The organism is Myxococcales bacterium (assembly GCA_016712525.1).
Taxonomy (GTDB): Bacteria; Myxococcota_A; Polyangia; order Polyangiales; family Polyangiaceae; genus JAAFHV01.
Window position 1 is genome coordinate 128,141 of record JADJQX010000006.1, and the last position, 26,126, is coordinate 154,266.

Annotated in this window: 24 protein-coding genes; all 24 read left to right on the forward strand. The window is 67.4% G+C overall.

The genetic code is table 11. The annotated features are described in order from the left end of the window. Positions 1–238: 238 nt before the first annotated feature. Positions 239–1,294 carry a type IV pilus assembly protein PilM gene (gene pilM / locus IPK71_12480; protein ID MBK8214549.1) on the forward strand — a complete coding sequence of 352 codons (1,056 nt, stop codon included), beginning with the start codon at positions 239–241 and terminating at the stop codon, positions 1,292–1,294. Further along, positions 1,291–1,986: a PilN domain-containing protein gene (locus tag IPK71_12485; GenBank protein ID MBK8214550.1), complete on the forward strand. Its 696-nt coding sequence runs from the start codon at positions 1,291–1,293 to the stop codon at positions 1,984–1,986. The genes pilM and IPK71_12485 overlap by 4 nt, the downstream gene beginning before the upstream one ends. 1 nt (position 1,987) lies before the next feature. Further along, complete coding sequence (pilO, locus tag IPK71_12490) at positions 1,988–2,680, forward strand: type 4a pilus biogenesis protein PilO (GenBank protein ID MBK8214551.1); 693 nt, start codon at positions 1,988–1,990, stop codon at positions 2,678–2,680. Then, positions 2,677–3,294: a pilus assembly protein PilP gene (locus tag IPK71_12495; protein ID MBK8214552.1), complete on the forward strand. Its 618-nt coding sequence runs from the start codon at positions 2,677–2,679 to the stop codon at positions 3,292–3,294. Before pilO ends, IPK71_12495 begins: the two co-directional genes overlap by 4 nt. A gap of 347 nt (positions 3,295–3,641) precedes the next feature. Continuing rightward, positions 3,642–5,975 (forward strand): type IV pilus secretin PilQ, encoded by a 2,334-nt coding sequence (gene pilQ / locus IPK71_12500; protein MBK8214553.1) that lies wholly within the window; start codon positions 3,642–3,644, stop codon positions 5,973–5,975. 108 nt (positions 5,976–6,083) lie between these two features. Further along, positions 6,084–8,708 carry a M1 family metallopeptidase gene (locus IPK71_12505; protein MBK8214554.1) on the forward strand — a complete coding sequence of 875 codons (2,625 nt, stop codon included), beginning with the start codon at positions 6,084–6,086 and terminating at the stop codon, positions 8,706–8,708. A 48-nt stretch (positions 8,709–8,756) separates the two neighbouring features. Continuing rightward, positions 8,757–9,452: a TetR/AcrR family transcriptional regulator gene (locus tag IPK71_12510; GenBank protein ID MBK8214555.1), complete on the forward strand. Its 696-nt coding sequence runs from the start codon at positions 8,757–8,759 to the stop codon at positions 9,450–9,452. An 80-nt stretch (positions 9,453–9,532) separates the two neighbouring features. Then, positions 9,533–10,468: a metallophosphoesterase gene (locus IPK71_12515; protein ID MBK8214556.1), complete on the forward strand. Its 936-nt coding sequence runs from the start codon at positions 9,533–9,535 to the stop codon at positions 10,466–10,468. A gap of 36 nt (positions 10,469–10,504) precedes the next feature. Next, positions 10,505–11,296, forward strand: a complete 792-nt coding sequence (locus IPK71_12520) for an enoyl-CoA hydratase/isomerase family protein (protein MBK8214557.1) — start codon at positions 10,505–10,507, stop codon at positions 11,294–11,296. A gap of 118 nt (positions 11,297–11,414) precedes the next feature. Next, positions 11,415–12,122 (forward strand): hypothetical protein, encoded by a 708-nt coding sequence (locus IPK71_12525; protein ID MBK8214558.1) that lies wholly within the window; start codon positions 11,415–11,417, stop codon positions 12,120–12,122. A 345-nt stretch (positions 12,123–12,467) separates the two neighbouring features. Continuing rightward, positions 12,468–12,638, forward strand: a complete 171-nt coding sequence (locus IPK71_12530) for a hypothetical protein (protein MBK8214559.1) — start codon at positions 12,468–12,470, stop codon at positions 12,636–12,638. Between the two features lie 50 nt (positions 12,639–12,688). Next, positions 12,689–12,844, forward strand: a complete 156-nt coding sequence (locus IPK71_12535) for a Flp family type IVb pilin (GenBank protein ID MBK8214560.1) — start codon at positions 12,689–12,691, stop codon at positions 12,842–12,844. An 86-nt stretch (positions 12,845–12,930) separates the two neighbouring features. Further along, the gene (locus tag IPK71_12540; protein ID MBK8214561.1) at positions 12,931–13,071 is read left to right on the forward strand and encodes a Flp family type IVb pilin; all 141 of its coding nucleotides are present in this window, start codon (positions 12,931–12,933) and stop codon (positions 13,069–13,071) included. A gap of 49 nt (positions 13,072–13,120) precedes the next feature. Further along, positions 13,121–13,666: a prepilin peptidase gene (locus tag IPK71_12545; GenBank protein ID MBK8214562.1), complete on the forward strand. Its 546-nt coding sequence runs from the start codon at positions 13,121–13,123 to the stop codon at positions 13,664–13,666. Then, positions 13,663–14,175 (forward strand): hypothetical protein, encoded by a 513-nt coding sequence (locus IPK71_12550; protein ID MBK8214563.1) that lies wholly within the window; start codon positions 13,663–13,665, stop codon positions 14,173–14,175. Before IPK71_12545 ends, IPK71_12550 begins: the two co-directional genes overlap by 4 nt. Then, a complete protein-coding gene (locus tag IPK71_12555; protein ID MBK8214564.1) occupies positions 14,175–15,614 on the forward strand; it encodes a hypothetical protein in 1,440 nt (479 codons plus the stop codon). The genes IPK71_12550 and IPK71_12555 overlap by 1 nt, the downstream gene beginning before the upstream one ends. Before the next feature lie 11 nt (positions 15,615–15,625). Then, the gene (locus IPK71_12560) at positions 15,626–16,129 is read left to right on the forward strand and encodes a hypothetical protein (GenBank protein ID MBK8214565.1); all 504 of its coding nucleotides are present in this window, start codon (positions 15,626–15,628) and stop codon (positions 16,127–16,129) included. Positions 16,130–16,160: 31 nt separating this feature from the next. Then, on the forward strand, positions 16,161–17,162 hold the full coding sequence (locus IPK71_12565) for a hypothetical protein (GenBank protein MBK8214566.1): 1,002 nt from the start codon (positions 16,161–16,163) through the stop codon (positions 17,160–17,162). Continuing rightward, entirely contained in the window at positions 17,159–17,503 is a 345-nt protein-coding gene (locus IPK71_12570) for a hypothetical protein (GenBank protein MBK8214567.1), read from the forward strand. Before IPK71_12565 ends, IPK71_12570 begins: the two co-directional genes overlap by 4 nt. Positions 17,504–17,556: 53 nt before the next feature. Then, positions 17,557–19,026, forward strand: coding sequence for a protein kinase (locus IPK71_12575; GenBank protein ID MBK8214568.1), 1,470 nt, complete (start codon positions 17,557–17,559; stop codon positions 19,024–19,026). A gap of 51 nt (positions 19,027–19,077) precedes the next feature. Beyond that, entirely contained in the window at positions 19,078–21,996 is a 2,919-nt protein-coding gene (locus IPK71_12580; GenBank protein MBK8214569.1) for a PEGA domain-containing protein, read from the forward strand. Positions 21,997–22,172: 176 nt separating this feature from the next. Continuing rightward, positions 22,173–22,976: a Flp pilus assembly protein CpaB gene (gene cpaB, locus IPK71_12585; protein MBK8214570.1), complete on the forward strand. Its 804-nt coding sequence runs from the start codon at positions 22,173–22,175 to the stop codon at positions 22,974–22,976. Continuing rightward, on the forward strand, positions 22,973–24,307 hold the full coding sequence (locus IPK71_12590) for a hypothetical protein (GenBank protein ID MBK8214571.1): 1,335 nt from the start codon (positions 22,973–22,975) through the stop codon (positions 24,305–24,307). The genes cpaB and IPK71_12590 overlap by 4 nt, the downstream gene beginning before the upstream one ends. A gap of 17 nt (positions 24,308–24,324) precedes the next feature. Beyond that, positions 24,325–26,124 carry a Flp pilus assembly complex ATPase component TadA gene (gene tadA / locus IPK71_12595; protein ID MBK8214572.1) on the forward strand — a complete coding sequence of 600 codons (1,800 nt, stop codon included), beginning with the start codon at positions 24,325–24,327 and terminating at the stop codon, positions 26,122–26,124. The last annotated feature ends 2 nt before the right edge of the window (positions 26,125–26,126 follow it).

Sequence of the window (26,126 nt, forward strand, 5' to 3'; positions counted from 1 at the left end):
GTCGCGAAGGAGCGTGCAGATTTCGCGTTTCTCTCGGACGAAAACGGCCGTGGGCCGCGCGGGTCGGGCTGAAGGGCCGTTCAGCGGTCGCCATCGGGTGCGACCAAGCACCCCGCTTTTTTGACGCCCTTCGCCGCGGATGAAACAATTCGTAGGTCCGCTGGGCCCTTGGCCTCTTGGCGGGCGACAGGCCCCGGTTCGAGGGCCGCCATCCGGGATCGAAGAAGGAATCGAGAACATGGGCGAGGGCAAGAACCTGGTCGGCGTCGACATCGGGGCAAGCTCCATCAAGGTCGTCCAGCTCAAGGAGTCCCGGAAGAAGTTCCAGGTCGTCCGGTACGGGTACGCGCCGCTCCCTCCGCAGACCATCGTCGATGGCCACGTGATGAGCGCCGGCGTGGTCGTCGACGCGCTGCTCAAGATCTTCCAAGAGCAGAAGATCACTCAGAAAGACGTCGCCATCGGCGTGTACGGTCAGTCCGTCATCGTGCGAAAGATCACCGTGCCGATGATGACCCCGGCCGAGCTCGAGGAGCAGATCGGGTGGGAGGCCGAGCAGCACATCCCGTTCGACATCAAGGTCATGTCGATCGACTACGAGGTGCTGCGAAAGCGACCCGAAGCGGGGCAGATGGACCTCCTCCTCGTGGCCGCCAAGAAGGACGAGATCAACGACTACGCCGGCATTTTGCGCGAGGCGAACCTCAAGCCCATCGTGGTGGACATCAACGCCTTCACCATCCAGAACATCTTCGAGGCGCAGTACGGCCTGCCCGAGACGGGCACCATCGCGCTCCTCAACGTGGGCGCGGCGGTGTCGTCGCTGAACATCATCTCCGGCGGGGTGTCTGCGTTCACACGAGAAATTGCGAACGCGGGCAACTCGATCACCGAAGAGATCCAGAAGCAGTGCAACGTACCCTTCGAGCAGGCCGAGGCGTACAAGTGCGGCGGCGGGCCGGGGCAGATCGTGCCGCAAGAGGTGCACGAGGTGATTCAATCGGCGTGCGACGGGCTCGCGGGCGAGATCCAGCGGTCGCTCGACTTCTACCTGGCGACGAGCGGCGAGTCGGAGATCTCGCAGATCCACGTATCGGGGGGCACGGCGTACCTCGCCCCTCTCTGCAAGGCGATCGAGAAACGCGCCCGCGTTCCGGTCACAGTGTTCGACCCGATGAGCCAGCTCACGGTCGACCCCAAGTTCGTGAACGAAGCGGAGATGCGCCATCGCTCGGCCCAAATGGTCGTCGCGCTCGGCCTCGCCCTTCGCTGCGACAAGGAGCGTAGGGCATGATTCGCATCAACCTCCTGCCCAACAAAAAGCAGGCTCGAAAGAACGACTTTTTCAGCTTCTCCTTCGGCGGGGGAGGCACGAGCTCGGCCTCGTCCTCCGAGGGCGGCAGCCAGGCCTGGCTCGGCGTGGTGCTCGGTGTGGTGCTCGTCGAGGTGCTGATTCTCCTCTTCGTCTACAAGACCAAGAGCGATCAGCTCACCAAGGCGAAGAACAAGAACCTCGAGCACACGACCACGATCAGCACGATCCAGGGGAACATCTCGCAGCACGAGAAGATCAAGGCCGAGCTCAAAGAGCTCCGCGAGCGCGAGGAGGCGATCCAGAAGCTCCAAGCGGCGCGCACGGGCCCGACGGCGACCATGCTGGAGCTGTCGAAGATCCTGAGCTCCGGGCGCGGCCCCACCGTCGACCGCGACAAGCTCGAGCAGCTCCGCCGCGACAACCCCACGGCCGTGCCGAACCCGAACTGGGACACGCGCCGCCTCTGGCTCACCACCTACGCCGAGAAGGACCGCGTGGTGAAGGTCGGCGGGCTCGCGCGGGACGGAGAGGACGTGTCCGAGTTTTTGCGTCGGCTCTCGCTGTCCGACTACTTCTACGAGGTGCGGCTCTTGCCCGCCCAAAAAGACATCGACGCTACGACGAAGCTCGAGCTCGTGAAGTTCGAGTTCAGCGCGAAGGTGAGGTACTGACATGGCCACGCTCCCAGGCACCACTCCCGGCGCAGCGGGCGGGCTCTCGAAGCTCTCTCTCCCCGTCAAAATCGCGGTCGGATTCCTGCTCGTCGTGCTGGTCGGCGCGGGGTACTACCTCGTGCTCCACACCGACGTGACGGCCAAGATCGAACAAGAGGTCCGCCGCACGAAAGATCTGGAGACCCAGATCGCCACCTTGCGGCAGGCCGAGGCGAGCTACATCCAGGACCGCGAGGAGCTCGCCATGCGCCAGCAGAAGCAGCGCGAGCTCAACAAAATCCTCCCCGCCGACACCGAGGCCGCGGCGTTCCTCTCGGCGATCCAGCAGGTCTCCAACATCAGCGGCATCAACCTCAAGGCGTGGCAGCCTCGCGAAGAGGTCCCCTCGACGTTCTACGCGAAGGTGCCGATGCAGCTCGAGCTGACGGGCAAGTTCCATCAGATCGGCAAGTTCATGTTCGAGATCGGCAAGCAGGACCGCATCATCAACCTGGAGAACGTCGAGCTCTCGGACCCGAAGGTCGAGGGCGAGGATGTGGTGCTCAAGGCGCGGTGCCTCGCGACCACCTTCCACCTGCTGAAGAACAAGCCCGTCCAGCCGGGCCAGCCCGGTCAACCGGCTCAGCCCGGACAAGCGCCGGCGCCTCCTGGCCAGCCCTTCAACCCGAACGTATCCGGGGCGCCCAAATGAGCTCAAACGCAAAACTCACCGTCGCCCTGGCGGCGCTCCTCGCGGGGCTGTCGCTCGTGGCCTGCTCCGACAACAAACCCGCTCCGCAGCAACAATTCTTCGGCGGTTCGCAGGCCGCCGCAGGCGACGGTGGCGTCGGCGCGGGCGACGGAGGGCTCCCTCCGAGCGAGGTCGTCAAGGTGCAGTACACCGAGAGCGACTTCGTCGAGTCCGAGGGGAACCGCGATCCGTTCCGGTCCTACGCGAGCCTGTTCGACGAGTCGAAGCAGCAGAAGAGGGCCACGAACCAGCGCGCCGTGCTGCTCTCGCAGTACGGGATCGACGAGCTCAAGCTCGCCGCGATCGTGATGGCCGGAGACTATCCGCGCGCCATGGTCATCGACCCGGCGGGCAAGGGCTGGGTCCTGAAGCGAGGAGACTTCCTCGGCCGCTCGGAGACCGTGCACGTGGGCGGCGCGACCGGCACCGACTACCAGCTCAATTGGCGAGTCGATCGCGTGCGCGACGGGGACGTCGTGCTCGTCCGCGAGGACCCGGCGCAGCCGAACGTGCCGCCGTCGACGCGCGTGCTCGCGATGCGGCCCGAGGGCGAGTCCAAGAACCCGCTCGACTGAACACTTGTAACTATCCGTAAGGATTGGATGAATCGCCTCGGGTACGCCACCCGGGGCGGTTTCGTTTTTGGTCGTCTTCGGGGGGGGCACCACGCCGAGCTCGGGGAGCGCGGCTTGGGCAAGAAGGCGGGGCCGGGGCCTGTTCGTGCACACGAAAGCCTTGGCCGAGCGCGGGTTCGCGAAAAATCGTCCGCCACAAATTGGTCCCTCGACGATGGCTCGTTTTACCGTCCTCCCTGCGTAGCCTCACTCGGAGGCTTCGATGCGGGTCGCACGGGTCGTGCGTGCCTCGCGAGTCTGCGCGGAGCTATTCCGCGTCGAGGGAGTCCCTGATGCATCGGTGGAAAATGCGAACGTCCCGAGCCTTCGGCGCCGGGGTCCTTGGAGCCGTCGTCGCGGCCACGCTGCTCTCGCACGGAACGGCCTATGCCGCCGGCTCGGAGGCACCGAACCACGTACGCGAGGTCGCGCTCTCGGGCATCACGTCGACGTCCGGAGCCGGCACCGAGATCGTCGTGCACGGCACCGAGGCGCCCGTCTTCGCGGTGCGCGTCGAGGGTGGCGGCAAGAAGCTCGTCGTCGATCTCTCGAACGCCGACGTCGCCGGTGCCAAGCCCGCGATGACCGACTCGGTCGGCGTCGTGGGCGGCGTGCTCACCCAGGCGTTCCGCACGGAGGCCGGGCAGCTCACGCGCGTTACGGTGAACCTCGTGAAGACCGCGGCCTACCGCGTCTACGCCGACGGCAACGACCTGAAGATCCAGCTCGCGCCCGCGTCGGCCACGGCCCCGGCGGCCCCGTCGCTCTTCGGTGGCCGCGCCGAGGTCGAGGCCGCCCGCGGTCCCGAGCTCTCGGACGTGCGCTTCGAGCGCAAACGAGCCGGAAAGAGCCTCGCCGATCGCATCGTCATTCAGGCGAGCGAGCTGCCCGCGTACCAGCTCTCCATGGGCGACGCCGGAAAGCTCCGGCTCACGATGAAGAACGTCCGGGTTCCCGAGAAGCTCGCGCGCGCGCTCGACGTGGCAGGCTACGGCGGCCACGTGCGAAAGGTCGCCACGTCGTTCGACGCGCGCACCGGCACTGCCGTGATCGAGATCGAGCGCACGGGCGACGACCAGGGCGTGCTCTCCGTCGAGGGCAAGCAGATCGTCTGGTCGTTCGACGCAGGCGAGGCCACGCCCGAGAAGGCCGTGCAGGCCAAGAAGCCGGGGCCCCGCGACACCTCGAAGACGGTGGTCGTGGCGCGCGAGAAGGACCTCGCGGGCGACAGCCCCAAGGTCGAGACGAGCATCCGCGGCGGGCAGGACGGCCTCGACGTCGAGGTGTCGGGCGGCGGAGAGGCCGGCTTCACGTCGACCATGAACGCGCAGGTCGGGAGGTACTCCGGGCGCCGCATCGACCTCGACCTCAAGGACGCCGACATCCACAACATCTTGCGTCTGCTCGCGGACGTAGGCCGCGTGAACATCGTCACGGCCGACGACGTGCAAGGCAACGTCACGATCCGTATGCGCAACGTCCCGTGGGACCAGGCGCTCGACGTGGTGCTCCAGGCCAAGGGCCTCGGCATGGTCCGCTCGGGAAATCTGATCCGCGTCGCGCCGCTCGCCACGCTGCAGAAAGAGCGCGAGCTCCGCCTCGCCGCCGCGCGCCAGGAGTACGAGCTTACGCCGCTCGAAACGCGATTGATTCCGGTGAGTTACGCTCGTGCGGACGAGCTCCAGGCTCGCGCCCGCGATCTCCTCTCGCCGCGCGGCACCATCGCCGTCGACGAGCGCACGAACGTGCTCATCGCGCGAGACATCTCGGGCAGCCTCGACAACATCGAGCAGCTCGTCCGGGCCCTCGACACGCAGACCCCGCAGGTCCTCATCGAGGCGCGCATCGTCGAGGCCACGAGCCGCTACCAGCGCGACATCGGTATCCAGTGGGGCGGCGACGCGACCTTCTCGGAGGCCACCGGCAACCCGACGGGCATCGCGTTCCCGTCGAACGTCGGCCTCGCCGGCGGTAACTACGACGGTCAGAGCCCGACCCAAGGTCTGTCTCCCACGACGGCCCAGGTCGCGAACCCGAACTACGTCGTGAACCTCCCGGCGGCGGTCGGTACCGGGTCCGGTGGTGCGCTCGGCCTCTCGCTCGGCTCGATCAACAACAACTTCAACCTCGGTGTCCGCCTCTCGGCGGCCGAGGCGAGCGGTCTCCTCCGCATCGTGTCGAGCCCGCGCATCCTGACGCTCGACAACCGCGAGGCCCGCATCAGCCAGGGCACGCTCATCCCGTTCTCGCAGCTCTCGGCCCAGGGCGTCCAGACCACGTTCCAAGAGGCGAAGCTCCAGCTCCTCGTGCGCCCGCACGTGACCGCCGACGGGAGCGTCTCGATGCACGTCAAGATCAACCGAGACGAGCCCGACTTCAACCAGACCTCGGCGCGTGGCGATCCGACGATCCTGAAGCGCGAAGCCGAGACGGATCTCCTCGTCATGGACGGTCACACCGCGGTTATCGGTGGAATCTTCACGAGGAACACGGGACGAAACCTCGACCAGGTGCCGTTCTTCGGGGACATTCCCATCCTGGGCGTCCTCTTCCAGCGCCGTCGCGCGAGCGACACGCGCAACGAGCTCGTGATCTTCCTCACGCCGCGCATCGTGAACCGAGCCGAGGCGCTCGGTCGCTGAGCCTGCCCCGGGGCTTGGCCCCGCTCCCCGTAACCCGCGTCCCCGCGCTCGCCTTCTCGGTGGGGCGGGGACGTTTCGCATCCGAGCCCACATCATGCCGAGGAACCCGTGACGGTCGAGCACCGCCTTCACGCACGCTGCCGCTGCCACTCTTCGCGCGAGGCCCACGAGGCCCACGCGGTCGGGGCGGCGGGGCGACCGTTCGCCTTCGCGTCGAGCCCGCGAAACTTCGAGCGCGACAGGCCTTTCCTTGTCGAGCACCTCGCCCTCGACGTCGCCCTCGATCTCGAGAAGAAGCGGGTCTCGGCGACGGCTACGCTCAAGGTGCGCCGCGTGAGCCCCACGGCCACGGCGATCGTGCTCGACGCGGTCGGGTTCACGATCGAGCGGGTCGAGGTGTCGGGAAAGTTTGCAGATTACACGTACGACGACCGTGAGCTGCGGGTCGAGCTTGGCGCCGTCGAGGACGCCTCGGTGCGGGTCGTGTACACCTGCGCTCCGCGCCGCGGCCTCTACTTCATCGAGCCCGACGAGCACCGACCGCACCTGCCTCGCCAGGTGTGGACCCAGTGCCAAGAGGAGGATGCTCGCCATTTCGTCCCCTGCCACGACAAGCCTCACGTGAAAATGACCACGGAGCTCTCGGTGGTGGTGCCGAACGGGTGGGAGGTGCTCTCGAACGGCCGCCTCGTCTCGCGCGAGCCGCACAAAGGCGGGACCCGCTTCCATTGGAAGATGGACGAGCCGCACCCGAGCTACTTGCTCACCCTCGTGGCCGGTGAGCTCGCGGTGCTCGAGGCCGACGTCGACGGCGTCCCGCTCACGTACTACGTGCCACGCGGGCGGGAGGCCGACGCGCTGCGAACGTTCGCCAATACGCCCGAAATGATTCGATTTTTCGGGAAGCGTTTCGGCGTCACGTACCCGTGGAACAAGTACGCCCAGGTGGTCGTCTCGGACTTCTTCTTCGGGGGCATGGAGAACACCACGGCGACCACGCTCTACGAGCACGTGCTCCTCGACGAGCGGGCGGCGATCGACGTCACGAGCGACGACCTCGTCGCGCACGAGCTCGCCCATCAGTGGTTCGGCGACTACGTGACGTGCCGGGACTGGTCGGAGGCGTGGCTCAACGAGGGGTTCGCCACGTTCTGCGAGCACCTCTTCCGTGAGCACCTCGAGGGCCGCGACGCCTACGAGTACGGCCTCCGCACCGACCTCCAGAGCTACCTCGCCGAGTCTCGCGGTCGGTACAGGCGCCCGGTCGTCTGTCAAGACTACGACGCGCCCCTCGACCTCTTCGATCGTCACCTCTACGAGAAGGGTGGCCTCTGCCTGCACGCCCTCCGTCGCACCCTCGGGGACGACGCGTTCTTCGCGGGCGTGTCGCACTACCTGAGGTCCCACGCGAAGGGGCTCGTCGAGACGCGCGACCTCCAGCGCGCGCTCGAGCGTGTCTCCGGCAAGAGCCTCGGCCGCACGTTCGAGGAGCTCGTGCACCGCGCAGGGCACCCCGAGGTCGAGGTCTCGATCGCCTGGGACGACGGGGTGCTCACGCTCGTCACGCGACAGACCCAGAGCCACGCCGACGGCGTACCTCAGGTGTTCCACGTGCCCCTCGTGATCGACGTCGGCCACGGCGACTGGACCGAGCGCTTCGAGCTCGCCATCGACCAAAAAAACCAAACGTTTTCGGTGCCTTGCGCGAAGCGGCCTCGGTTCGTCGTGGTCGACCCCGACATGCGGGTCGTGGGCGACGTGGTCGCGCGGGCGCCGAACGATCTCTTGCGGAACCAGCTCGCCGAGGCCCCGACCGCGCGTGGCCGGTGGCTCGCCGCGGTGGCGCTCGGGAGGTCGTCGGACGTGCCCGCCATCGAGGCGCTCGCGTCGCGCCTCGCGGACGACGCCGAGTTCTGGGGCGTTCGCGCCGAGTGCGCGTCGGCGCTGGGGCACATTCGTCGCGACGCGGCCTTCGAGGCGCTCTCGGCGAACGTGGCGACGGCCCACGCCAAGGTGCGCCGGGCCGTGGTCGACGCGCTCGGTGCTTTCCGTACCGCGCGCTCGGCCGAGCTGCTCGCCTCGTGTGCTCGGAGGGACGCAAGCTACTTGGTGGAGGCGGAGGCGGCCCGCGCGCTCGGCCGCACGAGGCAACCGTCGGCGCTCGACGATCTCGTCGAGCTGCTCGATCGACCGTCATGGGCCGAGGTCGTCCGCGCGGGGGCGATCGATGGGCTCGCCGCCCTCCGCGACGCGCGAGCCGTGCCCCATCTTCGCGCGAAGACGCGGTACGGGCAGCCCCCACGGGCACGCCGAGCCGCCGCGCTCGCGTTGCCGAAGCTCACCGAGGCGCGTGACGACCGCGAGCTGCTGGAGGAGCTCCTCGACGATCGGGACCCGATGCTGCGGCTCGACGTCGCCCGCGCGCTCCTCGACCTCGGAGACACACGTGCGCGCGGAGCCCTCCGCGCCCGTGAGTCCATCGAGGACGACGTGCGCGTGAGGCGCCGCATCCGCGAGGTGCTCCGCGATCTCGGGGCCGACAAGAAGGCCTCCCACGCCGAGATCGACGGCGAGCTCGAGAAGCTCCAGAAGCTCACGGCCGACCTCGAGGCGAGGCTTCAACGTCTCGAAGCGAAGGCCCACCCTTCCCGCGGCGTCGCCGTCGAGCCCAAGCCCAAGCCCAACAAGCCCGCTCGGGCCGCCGCGGCACGCGGTCGTGGCAAGAAGGCCTGAGCCGTCCTTGACGCGCGTGGCTCGGGCAGGGAAGGTGGTCTCGGGCGAATGACGGCTCCGCCGAAGACCACGAAATCCACCGTGCCCGAGGCGCGTTCGGGGCGCGAGGCACGTCGCGAGGAGAGGGTCCGCGCGATGCTCGATCGCGCCATGACCCTCACGCGCGAGGGGGGCATCGAGGGCCTCACGCTCCAGAAGCTCTCGGCCTCTCTCGGGTTCGTGACCACCTCGGTCTACCGGTATTTTCCCTCGAAAGACGCCCTCGTCGCGGCCCTCCAACGCGAAGCGATCGCCCGTATCGGGGTGCGCATGGCCGGAGCCCTCCCCCCGATCGCCGCGCGGTTCGCCCGGGGGGGCGTCGCGCCTCCGCTCGCGGCGCTGCTCGCCGCCGCCGAGGTCTACCTCGAGCTCCCCCAGACGGAACCGGACGCGTTCGCGCTCGTCGCGACCCTGCTCGGAGATCCGCGGGAGCACCTCTCGGACGACGAGGCCGCGAAGACCGCCCCGGTGCTCGCGAGCCTGCTCTCGTCGATCGCCACCGGGTTCGACGAGGCCGCCGCGGCGAAGCTGCTCGAACCGGGCTCGTCGGTCGAGCGAACGCTCGCGTATTGGGGCGCCATCCACGGCGCGCTCTGCCTCGAGAAGGTCCGGCGCGGATCTCCGCTCGTGCCGCCGGCCCGTGTCGTCGGGATGACGTCGGCGCGCGCGCTCCTCCGCGGGTTCGGCGCGACCTCGCTCGGGTGAGCTCGCGTGAGGCGCGGCGCTTCCGTACTTCCCAAGGCCCCGAGGGCGCGCTACGTCTTGCCCGGGGAGCCTCGGAACACATGAAACGCTTGGTTTTGCTCACGATCCTCGCGCTCTCGGCGTGCGACAAAAAGGCCCCCGAGCCCCCGCACGAGGTGCCCATGCCGACGACCAACGTCGCGCCGAAGGCGGCACCGAAGCTCACGGTCCACCCTGCGGTCGACAGGCTCGTCGCCATCGGCGACCTCCACGGCGACCTCGCGGCCACCCGCCGCGCGCTCAAGCTCGCCGGCGCGATCGACGACAAAGACGAATGGAAGGGCGGCTCGCTCGTGGTCGTCCAGACCGGCGACCAGATCGACCGCGGGGACGACGACCGCGCCATCCTCGACCTCTTCGACGCCCTCGCCGAGAAGGCCAAGAAAGCCGGAGGAGAGGTCCTCGCGCTCTCGGGCAATCACGAAATTATGAACAGTATGGCGGACTTCCGCTACGTGACGCCCGGCGGTTTCCAGGCCTTCCACGACTCCGACGCGACCCCACCCTCCGAGAAGGGGCGCACCACCGCGTTCGCCCCCGGTGGCCCCTACGCGAAGAAGCTCGCCACGCGACCGGTGGTCGCGGCGGTCGGAGACACCGTGTTCGTGCACGGCGGGGTGCTGCCGAAGCACGTCGCCTACGGCCTCGACCGCATGAACACCGAGATCGGCGAGTTTTTCTTGGGCAAGATCAGCGCTCCGCCCAAGGTCGTGGTCTCCGAGGATGGCCCGGTGTGGACGCGCATGTACTCGGCCGCGGCCGGTCACGAAGAATGCGAGGTGCTCGCGGCCACGCTGAAGTCCCTCGGTGCTGCGCGCATGGTCGTCGGCCACACGGTGCAGCGAGGGGGCATTTCGCCCGCGTGCGACGACAAGGTCTACCGAATCGACACGGGCATGTCGCGGTTCTACCAGGGGCCGGTCGAGGTCCTCGCTATCGAGAAGGGCGTCCCGCGGATCTTGAAAGAGTCGAAGTAGTCCTCGCGCGGGCGCTTCGGGTATACCGTCGGCCCCATGGCAGACGAGGCATTCCCGGTCGAGGTCGAGCAACGCGGCACGGTGTCGGTCTTCACGATCGCGCGGCCAGAGCGCATGAACAGCCTGTCACGCGCCACGTTGCGCGCGCTCGGAAAGCTGACGCGCGAGGCGATCGCGAACCCTTCGGTGCGCGCGATCGTGGTCACCGGCTCGGGCGACAAGGCCTTCTGCGCGGGAGCGGATCTCAAAGAGCGTCAGGGTATGTCCGAGAACGACGTGCGCGCGCAGGTCGAGCTTTACCGCAGCGAGCTCGGCGTGCTCGATACGTCGCCGAAGCCCGTCGTCGCGGCGATCAACGGCGTCGCGTTCGGAGGTGGGCTCGAGCTCGCGCTCATGTGCGATCTGCGGGTGTGTGCGTCGCACGCCCAGCTCGCCCTGCCGGAGACCACCCTCGGCATCATCCCTGGAGCGGGTGGTACGCAGCGTCTCCCCCGCGTGGTCGGCGAGGCGCGCGCCAAAGAGATGATCCTCCTCGGGCGGCGCCTCGGTCCGGCCGAGGCCCTCGCGTGGGGCCTCGTCAACCGCATCACCCCCGAAGGTGTCTCCGTGGTCGACGACGCCATCGCCTTCATCCACCCCGTGGCCGAAGGGGCGCCCGTGGCCCAGGCGGCGGCCCTCGAGGCCATCGACCGCTCCTTCGACGTGAGCCTCGCCCTCGGCCTCGAGCTCGAGAAGGTGAGCTACGACAAGGTGCTCGTGAGCGAAGATCGCCGCGAGGCGCTGGCCGCGTTCGCCGAGAAACGGAAGCCGCGGTTCAGCGGTCGCTGAGCCGACCACCCCGCGTTCGGTGTGCTTCGCGGCGCGGTGGATCCTCATGGACCTGAGCCAGTTCTTGTCCATGCGCCCCGGCTTGACGGACCTCGCAGGACCAGCAACCCTTAGCTCTATGAAGGCGAGATCCGTCCGCGCTGTCTCCTCCCACGTCGCGCTCGTCGGCGCGGTGTCGCTCGTCGGCTTGCTCGGCGCGGGCTGCGGAAAACAGCTCGACGCGCCGCCGCCGCCGCCCTTCAAGCTCTCCATCAAGGTCGACTCCGACCCGAACCACCCCCTCGCGGGCGCGAAGGTCCTCCACCAGGATCACGAGGTCGGCGTCACCCAAGCGGACGGCCGTGCCCTCGTCACCCTGAAGGGAAACGAAGGCGATACGGCGCAAATCACCGTGCGTTGCCCCGAGACGAACCAGCAGCCCCCGCCGTTCACGGTGGCCCTTCGGCGCCTCGCCGACAACAAGGTCCCCGAGTACGCGATCCAGTGCGCGCCGCTGCTTCGGCGGGTGGTCGTGGGCGTCCGAGCCGACAACGGCGCGAACCTCCCCGTCATGTTCCTCGGCAGCGTGGTCGCCCGCACCGACGCCTCCGGCGCGGCCCATTTTGCGCTCGACGTGAAGCCCGGCGAGCAGTTCGAGGTCTCCCTCAAGACCGACGATCAGCCGAAGCTCCTGCCGAAAAACCCCATCCGCACGTTCGTCATGCCCCCGAGGGACGAGGTCGTGGTCTTCAACCAAGCCTTCGCGTTCGAGAAGAAGAAGGCCGTCTACCACGGCCCCGCGAAGCCCACCGGGCCGCGCCCCGTCGTCGGGCTGAACAAGCTCTAAACCGCCGAAAAAACCTGCGATTCGCGAGAGATGGCCGCCCCCAGGGGTGGCCATCGTCGTTTCCACCGACCACGGATCCGTTCCAGCCTCACCGGATTGTTCCATTCCCACCGGATCAACAAAAGACCATGGGTGAATCCATTCGGATCCTGCGTGAGTGTCGTACACAGGGTTACAAAGGTGCTGCGGACGGCGAAAATCATCAATGATTTCGTGTGGAAGCCGCTGCTCGCGCTCGCCGAGCCTCGCGAATGGGCTTGGCACGAGTGTTGGATATAGAGAATTCGTGCGGGCGACGCCGCCCCGCTCCTCAAGCTGATACGCTCCTCCGAGGAGACCCCCACCATGAAGAGCCCCCGCCGAACGACCCGAAGCCGAGCTGCCGTACTCGTCGAGTACGCCCTCCTCCTCACGTTCGTCGTGGTGCCGACCATGGCAGGGGTAGCCCTCGGCGGTCAGCGGATGCTCACCAGCTACCAGCGTTCTCGCGCACTGATTCTGTCTCCGATGCCGTAGCATCGGAGGCGAAACGAACGAAACCCAAACCCAACCGCTCGGAGTTCACCATGAAAAAGACCACCCTTCGTTCCAAGTCCCGCGGCGCTTCGCTCGTCGAGTATGCTCTCCTCCTCGTCGGCATCCTCCTCCTCGCGGCCGCCGCGGTGAAGGCGCTCGGTCCCAAGGTCTCGACGGCCGCGTCGAACGCCGGCGGCCAGCTCTGATAGGAACGTGCCCGCCTCGTACGAACGAGGCGGGCGTTTTCGCCCCCTGTCGACGTGATGGAGAGTGCACGATGAAGAAGGCAAACATGAGCCGTGGCAAGCGCGGCGCCTCGTTGGTCGAATATGCCCTCCTCCTGGTCGGCATTCTCCTGCTCGCGGCCGCGGCCGTGAAGGCGCTCGGCCCGAAGGTGGGCCAGGCCGCCACGAACGCCGGCGGACAGCTCTGAGCCTGGCTCGCACGCCGGCTCCGTCACTCCTCGAAACTACCGCTCACGAATGTTCCCCTTTCTCGTCGCTGCCGTCGTCCTCACCGGAGTTGCTGCGGCGTTCGATCTCAAGAAAGGGGAAATCCCGAACTGGCTGACCCTTCCGGTGCTCCTCCTCTCGCCGATCGCCCACGCGGCGACCACCTCGGTGAAAGGGCTCGGAGCCGAAGAGGCAGGCTGGGAGGTCGGGTTCTCGATCGCGGGTGCGGTCATTACGGCGTCCGTACCCCTGTTCCTTTATCGGCAGAACGCCATTGGCGGCGGCGACGTGAAGTTGCTCGCCGCCCTCGGTGCTCTATGCCAGCCGTCTCTCGGCCTCGAGGTCGAGCTCTACGGCTTCTTGAGCGCGGTCATCGTGGCTCCGGCCATACTCGCCTACGAGGGGAAGCTCCTCCGGACGCTCAAGAACACGGGGACCTTGGCGCTCAACGCCATCATGCCGAAGGCCAAGCGGAAAGAGGTCGAATCCGAGGCCATGTCCTGGTTCCGCCTCGGCCCCTGCATCTTCCTAGGGGCCCTCGTCACCATCGCATTCCACTGGGGAAGCAAGCCATGAAGACGAACGACATCCGAGATTCACACCGCACCTTGGTCCGAGACCAACGTGGAGCGGTGCTGGCCGAGTTCGTCATCGCGGTGGTCCCACTCATGATGACGTTCTTCGGCTTTTTGCAGGTCACGAAGCTCTTCACGGCCGGCCTCGGTGTTCGCCACGCCGCCGTCATCGCCGTGCGCGCCGCGTCCGTGTACGCCGCCGGGAAGGACAACAACCCCGGAGAGAGCGGGGACGGGAAGAGCCAGGCGGAGCAAGCCGCGCGAGGTGCGCTCGCCGTGTGGCTCTCGGACGGTTCGATCTCGAACGTCAACGTCACGCTCGACGACCGGTCGAGCCGCTCCGACCCCTACGGTCCGGTGCAGGTCCAGGTGACCGCGACGTACAACTGCCGCGTCCCCATGATGGGGCGTGTCATCTGCAGCGGTGGTCGAAAGACGATTTCGACCCAAACCATGGTCGGGTTTTCGGCGCAGATGCCTCACCAGGGCGCCAAATACGAGGTGGAGTGATGTCGCACGCTGCCACGGCCGAACGGCCCCAGAACCTGCTCGACGATCAGCGCGGCGCAATCATGATCATGGGCCTCTTCATGGCCACGATGATCATCGGCGCCATGTGGTACATGAAGGGTATCGGCGACGCGATCGTGTTCCGCGACCGCATGCAGGAGAGCGCCGACCACGTCGTGTTCAGCGCTGCCGCGGTCCACGCGCGCGGGATGAACCTCATCTCGATCATCAACATCGTCATGTACGTGTTGACGATCATCCACGTGGTCCTCGCCGTCCTGAAGTACGCGGCGTACGTGTGCGCCGCGCTCATCGTCACCGCAGAGGTCTGCCTACCGATCGCTCAAGGCCTGGAGAAGGCCGAGAAGATCTACGACAACACGGTCATCAAGGTCGGCCTCCCTGCCCTGAGCGGCGTTGGCACGGTCGTCGCGGTCGGCTATCCCTGGTACGGGTCGTACGCGGGCTACAACGTCGGCTCGACCTACAAGACCATGGGAGTCGCGGTCGGGGCATCGAATATTCCGGGCCTATCGTTCTCCCTGCCTCTTGGTCAATCGCTCTTCCCCGGAAAGAAGTCTCCTGTCGGAGGCAATACCAACCAAGCCGGGAACATCTTCTCGAAGAGCGGCTCGGGCGCGACGAAGGGTAACGGGGCAGAGTTCTCCGTCGACATGAAGCTCGGCCTCCCTGTGACGCTGGCCGAGAACAGCGAGCTCTGCGACCGCGCCATCGGTGTCGTCGCCGACTTCGCCGGCCCGCTGTCGTTCCTCATCGAGTGGATCGGCGGCGCCGCCGACGACTGCGACGGCTTCCCCTGGGAGACGAAGGCCGTCGGCTGGAAGAAGATGTACGGGCAAGCGAAGAACGGCAATATGTGGCTCCAGGTGTGGAGCTTCGCCTTCCCCGAGCAGTACGACGAGAACTTCGCGGAGAGTAAGGTCGCCTTGGCGATTGGCGGCACCAAAGGCCCCGTCCGAGCGGCAGCCCTCAAGGGCAGCCAAGTCTCGCCCCCCACGTACTTCGCCCAGTCCGAGTTCTACTACGATTGTGAGAAGAAGTGGGACGACGACTCCTGCAACGGCGAGGAGACCGAGGCCACGTTCGGGATGCGATGGCGCGCCCGCCTGCGGCCGGTCACCACCCCGGACATCATGGGGGCGCTCCTTGGTGCCCTTGGGGATGGGTTGCTCGGCGGTCTCATCGACTTCGCGGGTGACGCCGCGGCCGAGCGTATCAAGCAGTCGAAGGTGTTCCGCGACGCGACGGCGTCTCTGACGAGAGCCGCGAGGGGGCTGGGATCGTCCCTTGGTGGCCCAGCGAACGGTGCTCTCGGTGATGCTCTCGACACGGGCGTTGGCGCCATCGGAGACCTCCTGAAAGACGCGATCGGTGGCGGAGCAGGAGCTGGAACGGCCATCCCAAGTGTGTTGCACTGAAGGAGCGGACCATGAAGATTCTACGCAACCGAACGCGCGCCGCGGCGATGGTCGAAGCCGCGGTGGTCATCCCGGTGATGGTCTCGTTCCTCGCGGTCATCGGCCTGATGAAGAACGGCTACGACCGCAAGATCACGCAGAACCAGCAGACTCGCTCGCAGGTGCTCGACTACGCTTCGCACAACTGCAAAAGCCAGACGATCCAGTACTCGGGTACGTCGTCCTCGAGCGGCGCGGGGCTCAACACCGGAGCGACCTCGGCGGGCGAGTCGACGGCGGATGGCGCGCAGGGCTCGGTCGGTAGCCCGAAGTCGTCGGGCATCATGGCCAAGGCCGAGGTGAAGTCGCAGGATGGCTCCGTCGGCAGCACTCGGGCCGGCATCAAGGGCCGCGGCCTCTCGCTGCGCGTACGCGGCGAAACCTCGGCCGCGCTCTGCAACGAGGAGCCGGAGGATGGCTCCCTCTCGGGGGCGTTCAGCTACGCCAAGAACAAGCTTGGTTCCCTCTTCCCCTGAGAGTTAGCTCGGTACTCGGAGAATCGCCATCATGATGATCCATCTCCTCCTGGCCCAAGCGTGGCGCACCACTCTCGCGAAGGATCCTCTTCGGTCGAAGAAGTTCCTCGGTCCGGTGCGCGTGGCTGGCTGGCTCGCGGTCGTCGGCGGCATCGTGGGCCTCGGCATCGCGCGCTCCGCCCACGCGGACATGCAGTCGAGCAGCCTCGCGTTCGGCAAGGAGATCGGCTCCCTCGTCGACCAGAGCGGCTCCGAGAAAGAGAACCTCGAGCTCAAACTGAACGGTCAGTCGGTCTTCGTGCACCAAGGCTACGAAGCGCGAACCGTGCACGAGGTCGTCGCCGAGTACGACAAGTTCTGCCACGAAAACCCCTCCTCCCTCGGCGAGATGTGGGGCAAAGGTCCGTACGTCCACGCGAAGACGGGCAGGGAGGCCCATCTCCCGGCGGGCCTCGAGGCCGGCGTCATCAAGGAAGAGGGGGCCAAAGAGGGCATGATCATTTGCCTCGCGAAGGGCGCCAACAGCGCACCGACCCTCGCGGAGGCCGTCAAGCGCTTCGACAAGTCCCAAGATCTCGGCGACTTCGGCAAGCTCCGCTACATGTACGTGAAGGCCAGCGGGAAGACCGATTCGCGCGTGAAGGTCCTCACGGTGTGGACGGAGGACAGCTTCAAGATCAAGGACCTCGCCCTCGAGGGAGACGCGGAAGCGATCGGCTCCGAGGGGCAGGTCCCGCGTCCGCCTGACGCGCGCCGCGTCCTCAACGTCGAGGTCGTGGGCACGCCCTATCAGGTGCGTGTCTACGAGGTGAAGCAGGACAAGGCCAAGGTCGCTGGCTACTACGACGACTGGGCCAAGAAGAACAGCTTCCGCGCCCTCGCTCCGGAGGGCGACTCGTCGCAGCAGCTCCGCGGCTACTTCCGCGATGCCTCGCAGGTCATGCTGGGGGTCTTCACGAACCCCGACGGGAAGACGTACGCCTCGGTGGCCGAGGTCTACCCCGAGCGCCACGGAGTGGAGACGAAGCCGTGACCTTGAAGCGCCTCGTCGTATCGCTCGCGGCCCTCGGCGCGATCGTCGTTGCGGCCGCGCCCGACGTCATCGAGAGCAACGCGGAGGCTCAGGTCTACGGTCAGGACGAGGCCTGCGCCGAGCGCTGTCGCTACGGCATGAAGTACTGCTTCACGGAGTGCCAAAAGCCCCTGAAGGAGTGTGTGGCGAAGTGCGACATCGATCCGAAGCACAAGTCGCCCAAGCAGTTCACTCGTAAGGAGCGGGAGTGCGTGAAGGGTTGCACGACGAAGACGGTCCCGTGCTCGAAGGGGTGCGACGTCCAGCAGCACGCCTGCTTCAAGAAGTGCCAGCCGCACTGACCTCGCGGCCGAACGTTGATGATCGTCGGCGCGCGGCCTAGTATCGTGAAGAGATGACCGCCTCCGCGGGCAAATACCGCCTCTTGGGCGAGCTCGGACGTGGTGGCATGGCCACCGTGTACCTCGCTGCGGTCGACGGACCCAGCCGGTTCACGAAGCTCGTCGTGGTGAAGCAGCTCCACACGGAGCTCGCCGCCGAGCTCGAGTTCCGCGAGATGTTCCTCGACGAAGCGCGCCTCGCCGCGCGCCTCTCGCACCCGAACATCGTGCAGACCTACGAGGTCATCGAGGGCGCCGGTAAGTTCCTCCTGGTGATGGAGTACCTCGAGGGCCAGCCGCTCTCGAACGTGCGCTCCCGCCTCGCGCGTCGTCGGCTGCTCACCATCCCCGACCAGGTCCGCATCATGTGCGACGTGCTCGAGGGCCTGCACGCGGCCCACGAGGCGACCGACTGGGACGGCACGCCGCTCGCGGTCGTGCACCGCGACGTGAGCCCGCACAACGTGTTCGTCACCTACGACGGGCTCGTGAAGGTCGTCGACTTCGGCGTGGCCAAGGCGAGTACCTCCTCCCAGCGCACGCAAACAGGCGTCATCAAAGGGAAAATCTCCTACATGGCGCCCGAGCAGGCCTTCGGCAAGAAGGTCGATCGCCGGGCCGACGTGTTCGCCGTCGGCATCATGCTGTGGGAGGCGATCGCCGAGCGGCGCATGTGGAAGGACGTCCCCGATCCGGGGATCATGCACTACCTCGCGAGCGACCAAGTCCCGAAGCTCTCGGAGCACGCCAAAGACGTGCACCCGCTGCTCCTCGCCGCGTGCGACAAGGCGCTCGCCACCGATCCCGAGCAGCGCTTCGCGTCGGCCGCCGAGTTTCGTGCGGCGCTCGATGGGTATTTGGCCACCTTGCCCCAGAAGCCCGACGCGAGGGCGTTCGGCGCTACGGTGGCCGAGGCCTTCGCGGAAGAGCGCGCGAAGATCCGAGGCGTCATCGAGCGTCAGCTCACGCAGGGGCCCATGCTCGCGACGGGAGAGATCTCGTCGATGGGCCTGCCGCAGCTCCCGACTCCAGAGCTGTCGGGCGCGAGCGGCGTGACGGCGGCGGCGTCTCCGCAGGCCCTCACCCCGGTCCCGATGAACACGGGCACCGGGCTGTCGATGAGCTCCGCCGTGGCCCCGGCGCCCGAGGCGGCGCGCTCGCGCAACTGGCCGCTCGTGCTCGCGATCGTCGCGCTCGCCGCGGGAGTGGTCACGCTCGCCGTGGTGATCTTGACGCGTCTTCCTGCGCCGAAAGAGGGCACGAGCGCCGGTGGCGGGCCGACCGCCGCGCCGCTCCCGAGCGTCCCGGTCGTCCCGTCGAGCTCGGCCGAGGGGCCCAAACAAGAGCCGGCCGGGTCGGCCTCGGTCGCGCCGAGCGCGCACGCGAGCACCAAGGGGCCGAAGTGGGCGCCTCCTCCGAAGCCCTCGGCGACGGCCACGGCCGTGCCCACCCCGAAGCCGCCCGACATCCACCTGAACCGCTGACAGCGCGGCTTTTTTCCGCGAAAAGTCGCGCTTTTGCGTAAGGTAGGGGCGATGCGATCCGCCCCCCGAAAGCTCGGCCTCGCGCTCGTCGCTCTCGCGCTCGTGTCGTCCCTCGCGCGCCCCTCCGCCGCCGACGACGTCGCCGACGAGGCCGACCTCCAGTTTCGCCTCGCCGCGCGCAAGTACGAGACCGCCGACTACCAGGGAGCGCTCGAGCACTTCCTCGCGTCGAACCGGCTCGTCCCCAACAAGAACGTCGTCTTCAACATCGCGCGCACGTACGAGCAGCTGAAGCAGCCCGCCGACGCGTACCGCTACTACCAACGCGCGCTCGAGGGCGAGACCGACGCGGGCGCTCAGAAGCGCATCCAAGAGGCGCTCGCGCGCATTCGCCCGCTCGTGTCGGTGGTGCGCGTCGTGTCGAGCCCGCCGGGCGCCACCGTGTACCTCGATCGGAAAGACCTCGGCGCGCGCGGCCAGACGCCGCTCGTCTTGGCCGTCCCTGCGGGAAAATACACGTTCCTCGGCGAGCTCGCGGGGCACGAGTCGGGCAAGGCCGAGGCCGTCGAGCTGCGCCAAGGGAGCGAGACCGAGGTGCGCATCCCGCTCGTCCCGATCTACGGGACGCTCGTGCTCGGCGGCGAGGCGGGCGCCGAGGTACGCGACGGCGTCGACGCGACGAGTGTACTCTGCACTATTCCGTGCAGCGTGAAGGTGCCGGTCGGAAAGCACGTGCTCCGGATCACGAAGGCCGGGTTCGAGCCGTCCGACACCGTGGTCGACGTGGCCGCCAACAGCACGGTGCAGGTGCGCCCTCGGCTCGACGCCGTCTACGGCACGCTGCTCGTCGCGTCCGACGTGCGCGACGCCCTCGTCACGGTCGACGGGAAGGCAGAAGGTTACACGCCCGCCGTGCTCACGCTCCCCGTGGGCGAGCACGAGGTGAAGGTCACCAAGTTCGGATACGAGCCTCATAACCGTAAGGTTTTGCTCAAGAAAGGCGCGCAGACCCAGGTCGAGGCCGAGCTCGTCCAGGCCAACGAGGTCGCCGCGGCGTCACGCTCGCTCGAGTCGGCCGAGAGCGCGCCCGCGTCGGTCACCATCATCAGCGGCGCCGAGCTCCGCGCCATGGGGTACCCCACCATCGCCGAGGCGGTCCGCGGCATCCGCGGTATGTACGTGTCCGACGACGGCTCCTACGAGACGGTCGGTGTGCGCGGGTTCTCGCGCCCGGGCGACTACGGGAACCGCGTGCTCGTCACGATCGATGGGCAGCCCACGAACGACAACTACGCCGGGAGCTCGCTCGTCGGCTTCGACGGCCGCGTCGACTTGGACGACGTGGAGCGCATCGAGATCGTGCGAGGCCCGGGCTCGGTCGTGTACGGCACGGGTGCGTTCTTCGGCGTCATCAACTTGGTCACGCGGAGCCGCCAAGTCCGCACCCACGCGGAGCTCGCGGGGGGCACGGCGCTGAACGGTGCCGGACGCGCGCGCGCTACGGCGGTGCTCCGGCTCGCGGAGGACGCGGGCGTCTGGACGAGCGTGGCGCTCGCTCGCGGGGCCGGTAGAGACTACTTTTTCCCCGAGTACCGGGCCGACGCGACCTCGCCCAACCCCCAGCTCGACGCGTCCGGGCAGCCTTCGACGGGCGTCGTGCGCGACTCGGACGGCTTCAGCGCGGGCACGTTGAGCGGTCGCGCGTGGTGGCGCTCTCTCACGGTGCAGACGTTCTACACCACGCGCGCGAAGGCGTTCCCGACGGGCGGCTTCGAGTCGACGCCGGGAGATCCGCGCAGCAAGCTCCGCGATACTCGCGGGTTCGTCGAGCTCCGGTTCGAGCCCAAGCTCGGGCAGTCCGTCGAGAGCCTCACGCGCGTGCACGGCAACGTCTACCGCTTCTACGGCACCTACGGCGCCGAGCCCCCCTCGGGCCTGTCCACCGAGTACTTCATCGGGCGGTGGCTCGGCGGCGAGCAGCGTTTCGTCATCAAGCCCACCGACTCGCTCAAGCTCACGGTGGGTGCCGAGGTCATCGGTCACCTCCACGCCCGCCAGACGTCGGCCGACGAAACGGCGGTGTACACGGATCGCAACGACCCCTTCGCCAACGTTGCCGGCTACCTCGTGGGCGACGTGCTCCCCGCGAAGGGCGTGAAGATCTCGGCCGGAGCGCGCTTCGACTACTACTCGAACGTGAAGCTCGACGCCGTCGGCGCCACGAACCCGCGCCTCGCGCTCCTCTTCGACACCTGGAAGGGCGGGAAAATCAAGGTCCTCGGCGGCAAGGCGTTTCGATCGCCGAGCATCTACGAGCTGCACTCTTCCGGCAACGACAGGCTCCCGGCCGCCGAGCTCAAGCCGGAGCAGGTCGTGTCGGGCGAGCTCGAGGTGTCCCACAGGTTCACGCCGACCGTGGTCGGTATCGTTGCAGGATACACGAACTACGTCTCGAACCTCATCGAGCTCAAGTCGGTGGGCGTCGATCAGATCCGCTACGAGAACAGCTCCGCGCCGGTGCTCGTCGTCGGCGGCGAGGCCGAGGTCCGGCGTGACTTTTTGCAGGGGTTCATGGCCGGCGCCACCGTCTCCGTGCAGAAGGCCCAGTACCTCGACGCGCCCGAGCTCCGGAAGGTGCCGAACTCTCCCTACGTGCTCGGCTCGCTGAAGGGTGCGGCTCCCATCGTCGGAAAGTCCCTCATGGCGATGGCCCGTGTCTCGGTCGAGGGGCCACGCTTCGACACGTTCACGGGCACGACCGACGTCGAGCCCCAGCTCCAGTCGCGCTTCGGCGTGGTGGGCGATCTCGTGTTCTCGGGCGAGATCGACAAGCTCTCCGCGCGCTACACCGTCGGCGTCTACAACGTGGCCGACTCGCGCTACGAGGCCGCGCCGAGCCGAGAGTACCGCCAGCGCTTCTTCCTCATGAACGGGCGTACCTTCTTGGCGAACGTGGCCGTGAGCTTCTGAGCGCGCCCGCCTTTTCGGCACGGGTTCCAAGCGCGCTGGAAAGATCGCTCCTCACGGTAATCATGGGGCGCTGAACCGGCGTACATCGCCGCGAGGGGACGTGCACACGGCGAGGACGTGACCGTTCCTTCGTCCTTCCTGGGCCGCGCGATTCTCGCTACCTTAGCGAGACCCCCATGAATCGCCGCGCCTTCGCCATCGCTCTCGTCGTCGGCATCCTTGGCATCTTCTTGCTGTTCCTCTACCAGCGGCGCTTCGAGGTCGAGGCCTCGGGTGGTGAGCGCATCCGTGTGCTCACGGTCATCAAGCAGGTCGATCGAGGCAAGCCGCTCACCGACGACAACATCGCCACACGCGAGATCCCGATCGCGTACATCGAAGAGCGCTCGGTCAAAGAGGCCGAAAAGTCGAAGATCCTGAACCTGCGCGTCGGCACCACGGTGAAGGCCGGGCAGACGCTCATGTGGACCGACCTCGCCAGCGCGAACGAAGATCGCAAAGAGCTGAGCGTGCTCGTGCAGCCTGGCTACCGTGCGGTCAGCATCCGCACCGCCAAGGAAGACTCGAGCATCGCGCTCATCCGCCCGGGCGACTACGTCGACGTCATCGGCGTCCTCGGGGCCGGCAGCAGCATGTCCGAGGCGAAGGCGTCGGTCGTGCTCCTCCAGCGCATCCTCGTGCTCGCGACCGGGCTCGATACCTCGGTCGAGGCGAGCGAAGGGCGCGACAAGACCGCCGACCGCGAGAACCTCCTCACGCTGTCGCTCACGCTCCCCGAGGCGCAGATCCTCGCGCTCGCGGCCGAGCGTGGGCGCCTCGCGGTGGCCGTGCGTAACCCCGAGGACAACAAGACCACGGCGGGCCTCGTCGACATCAACATGGATGCCATCCTGAAGCCCGAGCAGCGGGCGACCATTCCCGGAGTGCGCACGCCGAAGGGCCCGACGGTCATCGGTGGTGGCGGAGGACAAAACCAGTGAAGCTTCTCTCGAAGCGCGGGCTCTCTCGCGCACAAGGTATCCTCGCTCTCGTGCTCGCGGCCTCCGCCGCGGCGGGCGTCGTCGTCGTCCCCAGGTCCTCGTACGCGCAGAGTGTGAAGCGCGAGGACATCGCCCTCGCGATCGGCGAGACCAAGACCATCTCCGCGGTCGGCATCGACCAGTACACCGAGGGCCAGTCGGGCATCGTGAGCACCCAGCTCACCGACGACAAAACCCAGTTCGTCATCCGCGCGGTCAAGCCCGGCAACACGACGCTGCTCCTCATCCGAAAGGACAAGTCGCAGGTCACCTACGACATCTCCGTCGCTCAGCGCCCGCCTGCGGTCGTCGAGAAGGAGCTCCAGCAGCTCCTCGAGGGCATCCCCGGCATTCGTGTCCGCCGCGTCGGTGGCCGCGTCTTCATCGAGGGTGGCGTCACGAGCGAAGCCGACGCGAAGCGCATCACCCAGATCGCCTCGCTCTACCAGGGCCAGGTCGAGTCGGTCGTGACGGTGGGGCAGGGCGCCGCCGACCGTAAGCTCTTGATGCGACTCGACTTTTACTTCGTCCAGTACGAGAAGACCTGGAACTACACGGTCGGCATCGGGTGGCCCGCGTCGATCGGTGGGCAGAGCGGGCAGGGTGGCGAGATCATCCAAAGCCGCATCGACTTCGACTTCATCTCGAAGACCGCGACGCGCGCCGAGGCGAGCATCGTGAACCAGCCCATGCCGAGGCTCGACATCGGGTCGCGCTACGGCTGGCTCCGCGTGCTCAAGCAGTCCACGGTCATCACGTCGAACGGCTCCGAGGCCACGTTCCAGAGCGGCGGCGAGCAGAACTTCCAGCAGGTCACGGCCAACGCCATCGGCCTCGTGAAGGTGCAGTTCGGCACGAACGTCACCGTGCTCCCGCGCTACGACGTGAACAGCAAGGACGTCGAAATCAAGCTCAACGCCGACGTGGCCGACCTCACACCCGCCGCGTCGGGCACGGTGCCGGGTCGCGCCACCACGAAGCTCGAGACGCTCGTCACCCTCAAGCTCGGTCAGGCGCTGGTGCTCTCCGGCATCAAGACCCAGACGCGCCGCCGCGACAGCGTGGGCCTCCCCGGGCTCGCGCAAATCCCCATCGTCGGAGCCCTCTTCGGCAGCCAACGCTGGGACAACTCCGAGACCGAAGGCGCCGTCTTCATCATCCCGAGCGTCGTCGACTCGGTGCCCAAGAGCTCGCTCGAGATCATCAACAACGCCCTCAACAGCTTCAAGGACTACGCAGGCGACATCGACAACGTCGAGGCATTCCCGAAGGTGCCGCCCTCGGCCAAGTAGGCCGGTGCAAGGAGCTCATGACCGCGGTACGGGTGCTCATTCAGTCCGAGTCCCAGGGGCAGCGCCAAGAGACGATGCCCGTGAATGGGCCGATCTCCATCGGGCGACACGCACAATGTGTGCTTCGTCTCGATAGCGATCTCGTCTCGCGCCAGCACGCGGTCGTGCAAATCGGTCCTCAGTCGATCCTCGTCGAGGACGTGTCGACGAACGGCACCCTCGCGGGGGGCGTGCTCTTGCGGCGCGAGGCGATCGAGGTGCCGTTCGGTACACCGGTCGTCCTCGGGGACTTCACCGTCGCGTTCTTCCCGCTCGAGGCCGCGCCCCCTCCGCCCCCTCCGCTCCCGAGCGGGAGCCGCAGCCGCGCTCCGGGTCCGCCCGGTCCTCCCGGTCCGCCGCCTCCTCCCATGGCGCCCCCGATGCGCGCCGGAGGTGGGCTCGCGCCGCCCATCCCGCCGCCGATGCCTCCGGGGGCACACGGTGGTCAGCCCGCGAACCCCGCGCTCCAAGCGCAGCTCATGCCCTCGCGCCCGAAGGACGAGGCGCGTAAAAAAGAGGTCGAGCTCCGCCGCGACATCCACAAGGCGCTGCTCGAGCACCTCGACCTCGCGACGATCGACGCGAAGAAGCTCGACGATCCGTCGATGCGCCCGAAGGTCCTCTCGGCGCTCCGCACCATCGTCGGCAACATGGCGATGCGCATCCCCCCCGAGGTCGATCGGGACGCGCTCATCGGCGAGCTCTCGGACGAGGCGCTCGGTCTCGGCCCGCTCGAGCGGTTCTTATCCGACCCGAAGGTCAGCGAGATCATGGTCGTCGATCCGAACACCATCTACATCGAAGATGGCGGAAAGCTCCGGCTCTCCGAGGCTCGGTTCACGGACGACGAGCGTGTGCGCGCGGTCATCGAGCGCATCGTCACGCCCCTCGGCCGCCGCATCGACGAGTCTTCTCCGCTCGTCGACGCGCGCCTCAAGGACGGCTCCCGCGTGAACGCGGTCATCAAGCCGATCGCGCTCCGTGGCGCGTGCATCACGATCCGAAAATTCTCGAAGGTGCCGCTCACCCTCGAGAAGCTCACGGGCTACGGCTCGATCACCCAGCAGATGGGGCGCTTCCTGACCCGCTGCGTGGTCGCCAAAAAGAACATCGTCATCTCTGGCGGTACGGGCTCCGGAAAGACGACCCTGCTCAACGTGCTCTCGGCCTCGATTCCCGAGGAAGATCGCATCGTTACCATCGAAGACGCCGCCGAGCTCCAGCTCCAGCAGCCGCACGTCGTGTCGCTCGAGACGCGCCCCCCGAACCTCGAGGGCCGAGGCGAGTACACGATCCGCGACCTCGTGAAGAACGCGCTCCGTATGCGCCCCGACCGCATCGTCGTCGGCGAGTGCCGTGGCGGCGAGGCGCTCGACATGCTCCAGGCCATGAACACCGGCCACGACGGCTCGATGACCACGACGCACGCGAACTCACCGCGCGAGGCCATCGCGCGCCTCGAGACGCTGGTGCTCATGTCGGGCCTCGATCTCCCGGTGCGCGCCATCCGCGAGCAGATCGCGGGCAGCGTGAACATCATCGTCCAGCAGAGCCGCCTCTCGGACGGCTCGCGTAAGGTCACGGCGATCTCGGAGGTCGTGGGCATCGAACGGGACACGTCCGAAATCGAGCTCCGGCCCATCTTCCAGTTCGTGCGCACGGGCACGGGCCCCGGTGGCAAGGTCATCGGCGAGTTCCGCGCCACCGGCTATTTGCCTTCGTTCCTCGATGTTTTCATCGTCATGGGGCTCGTGAAGCCTGGGGAGCCATTCGTATGATG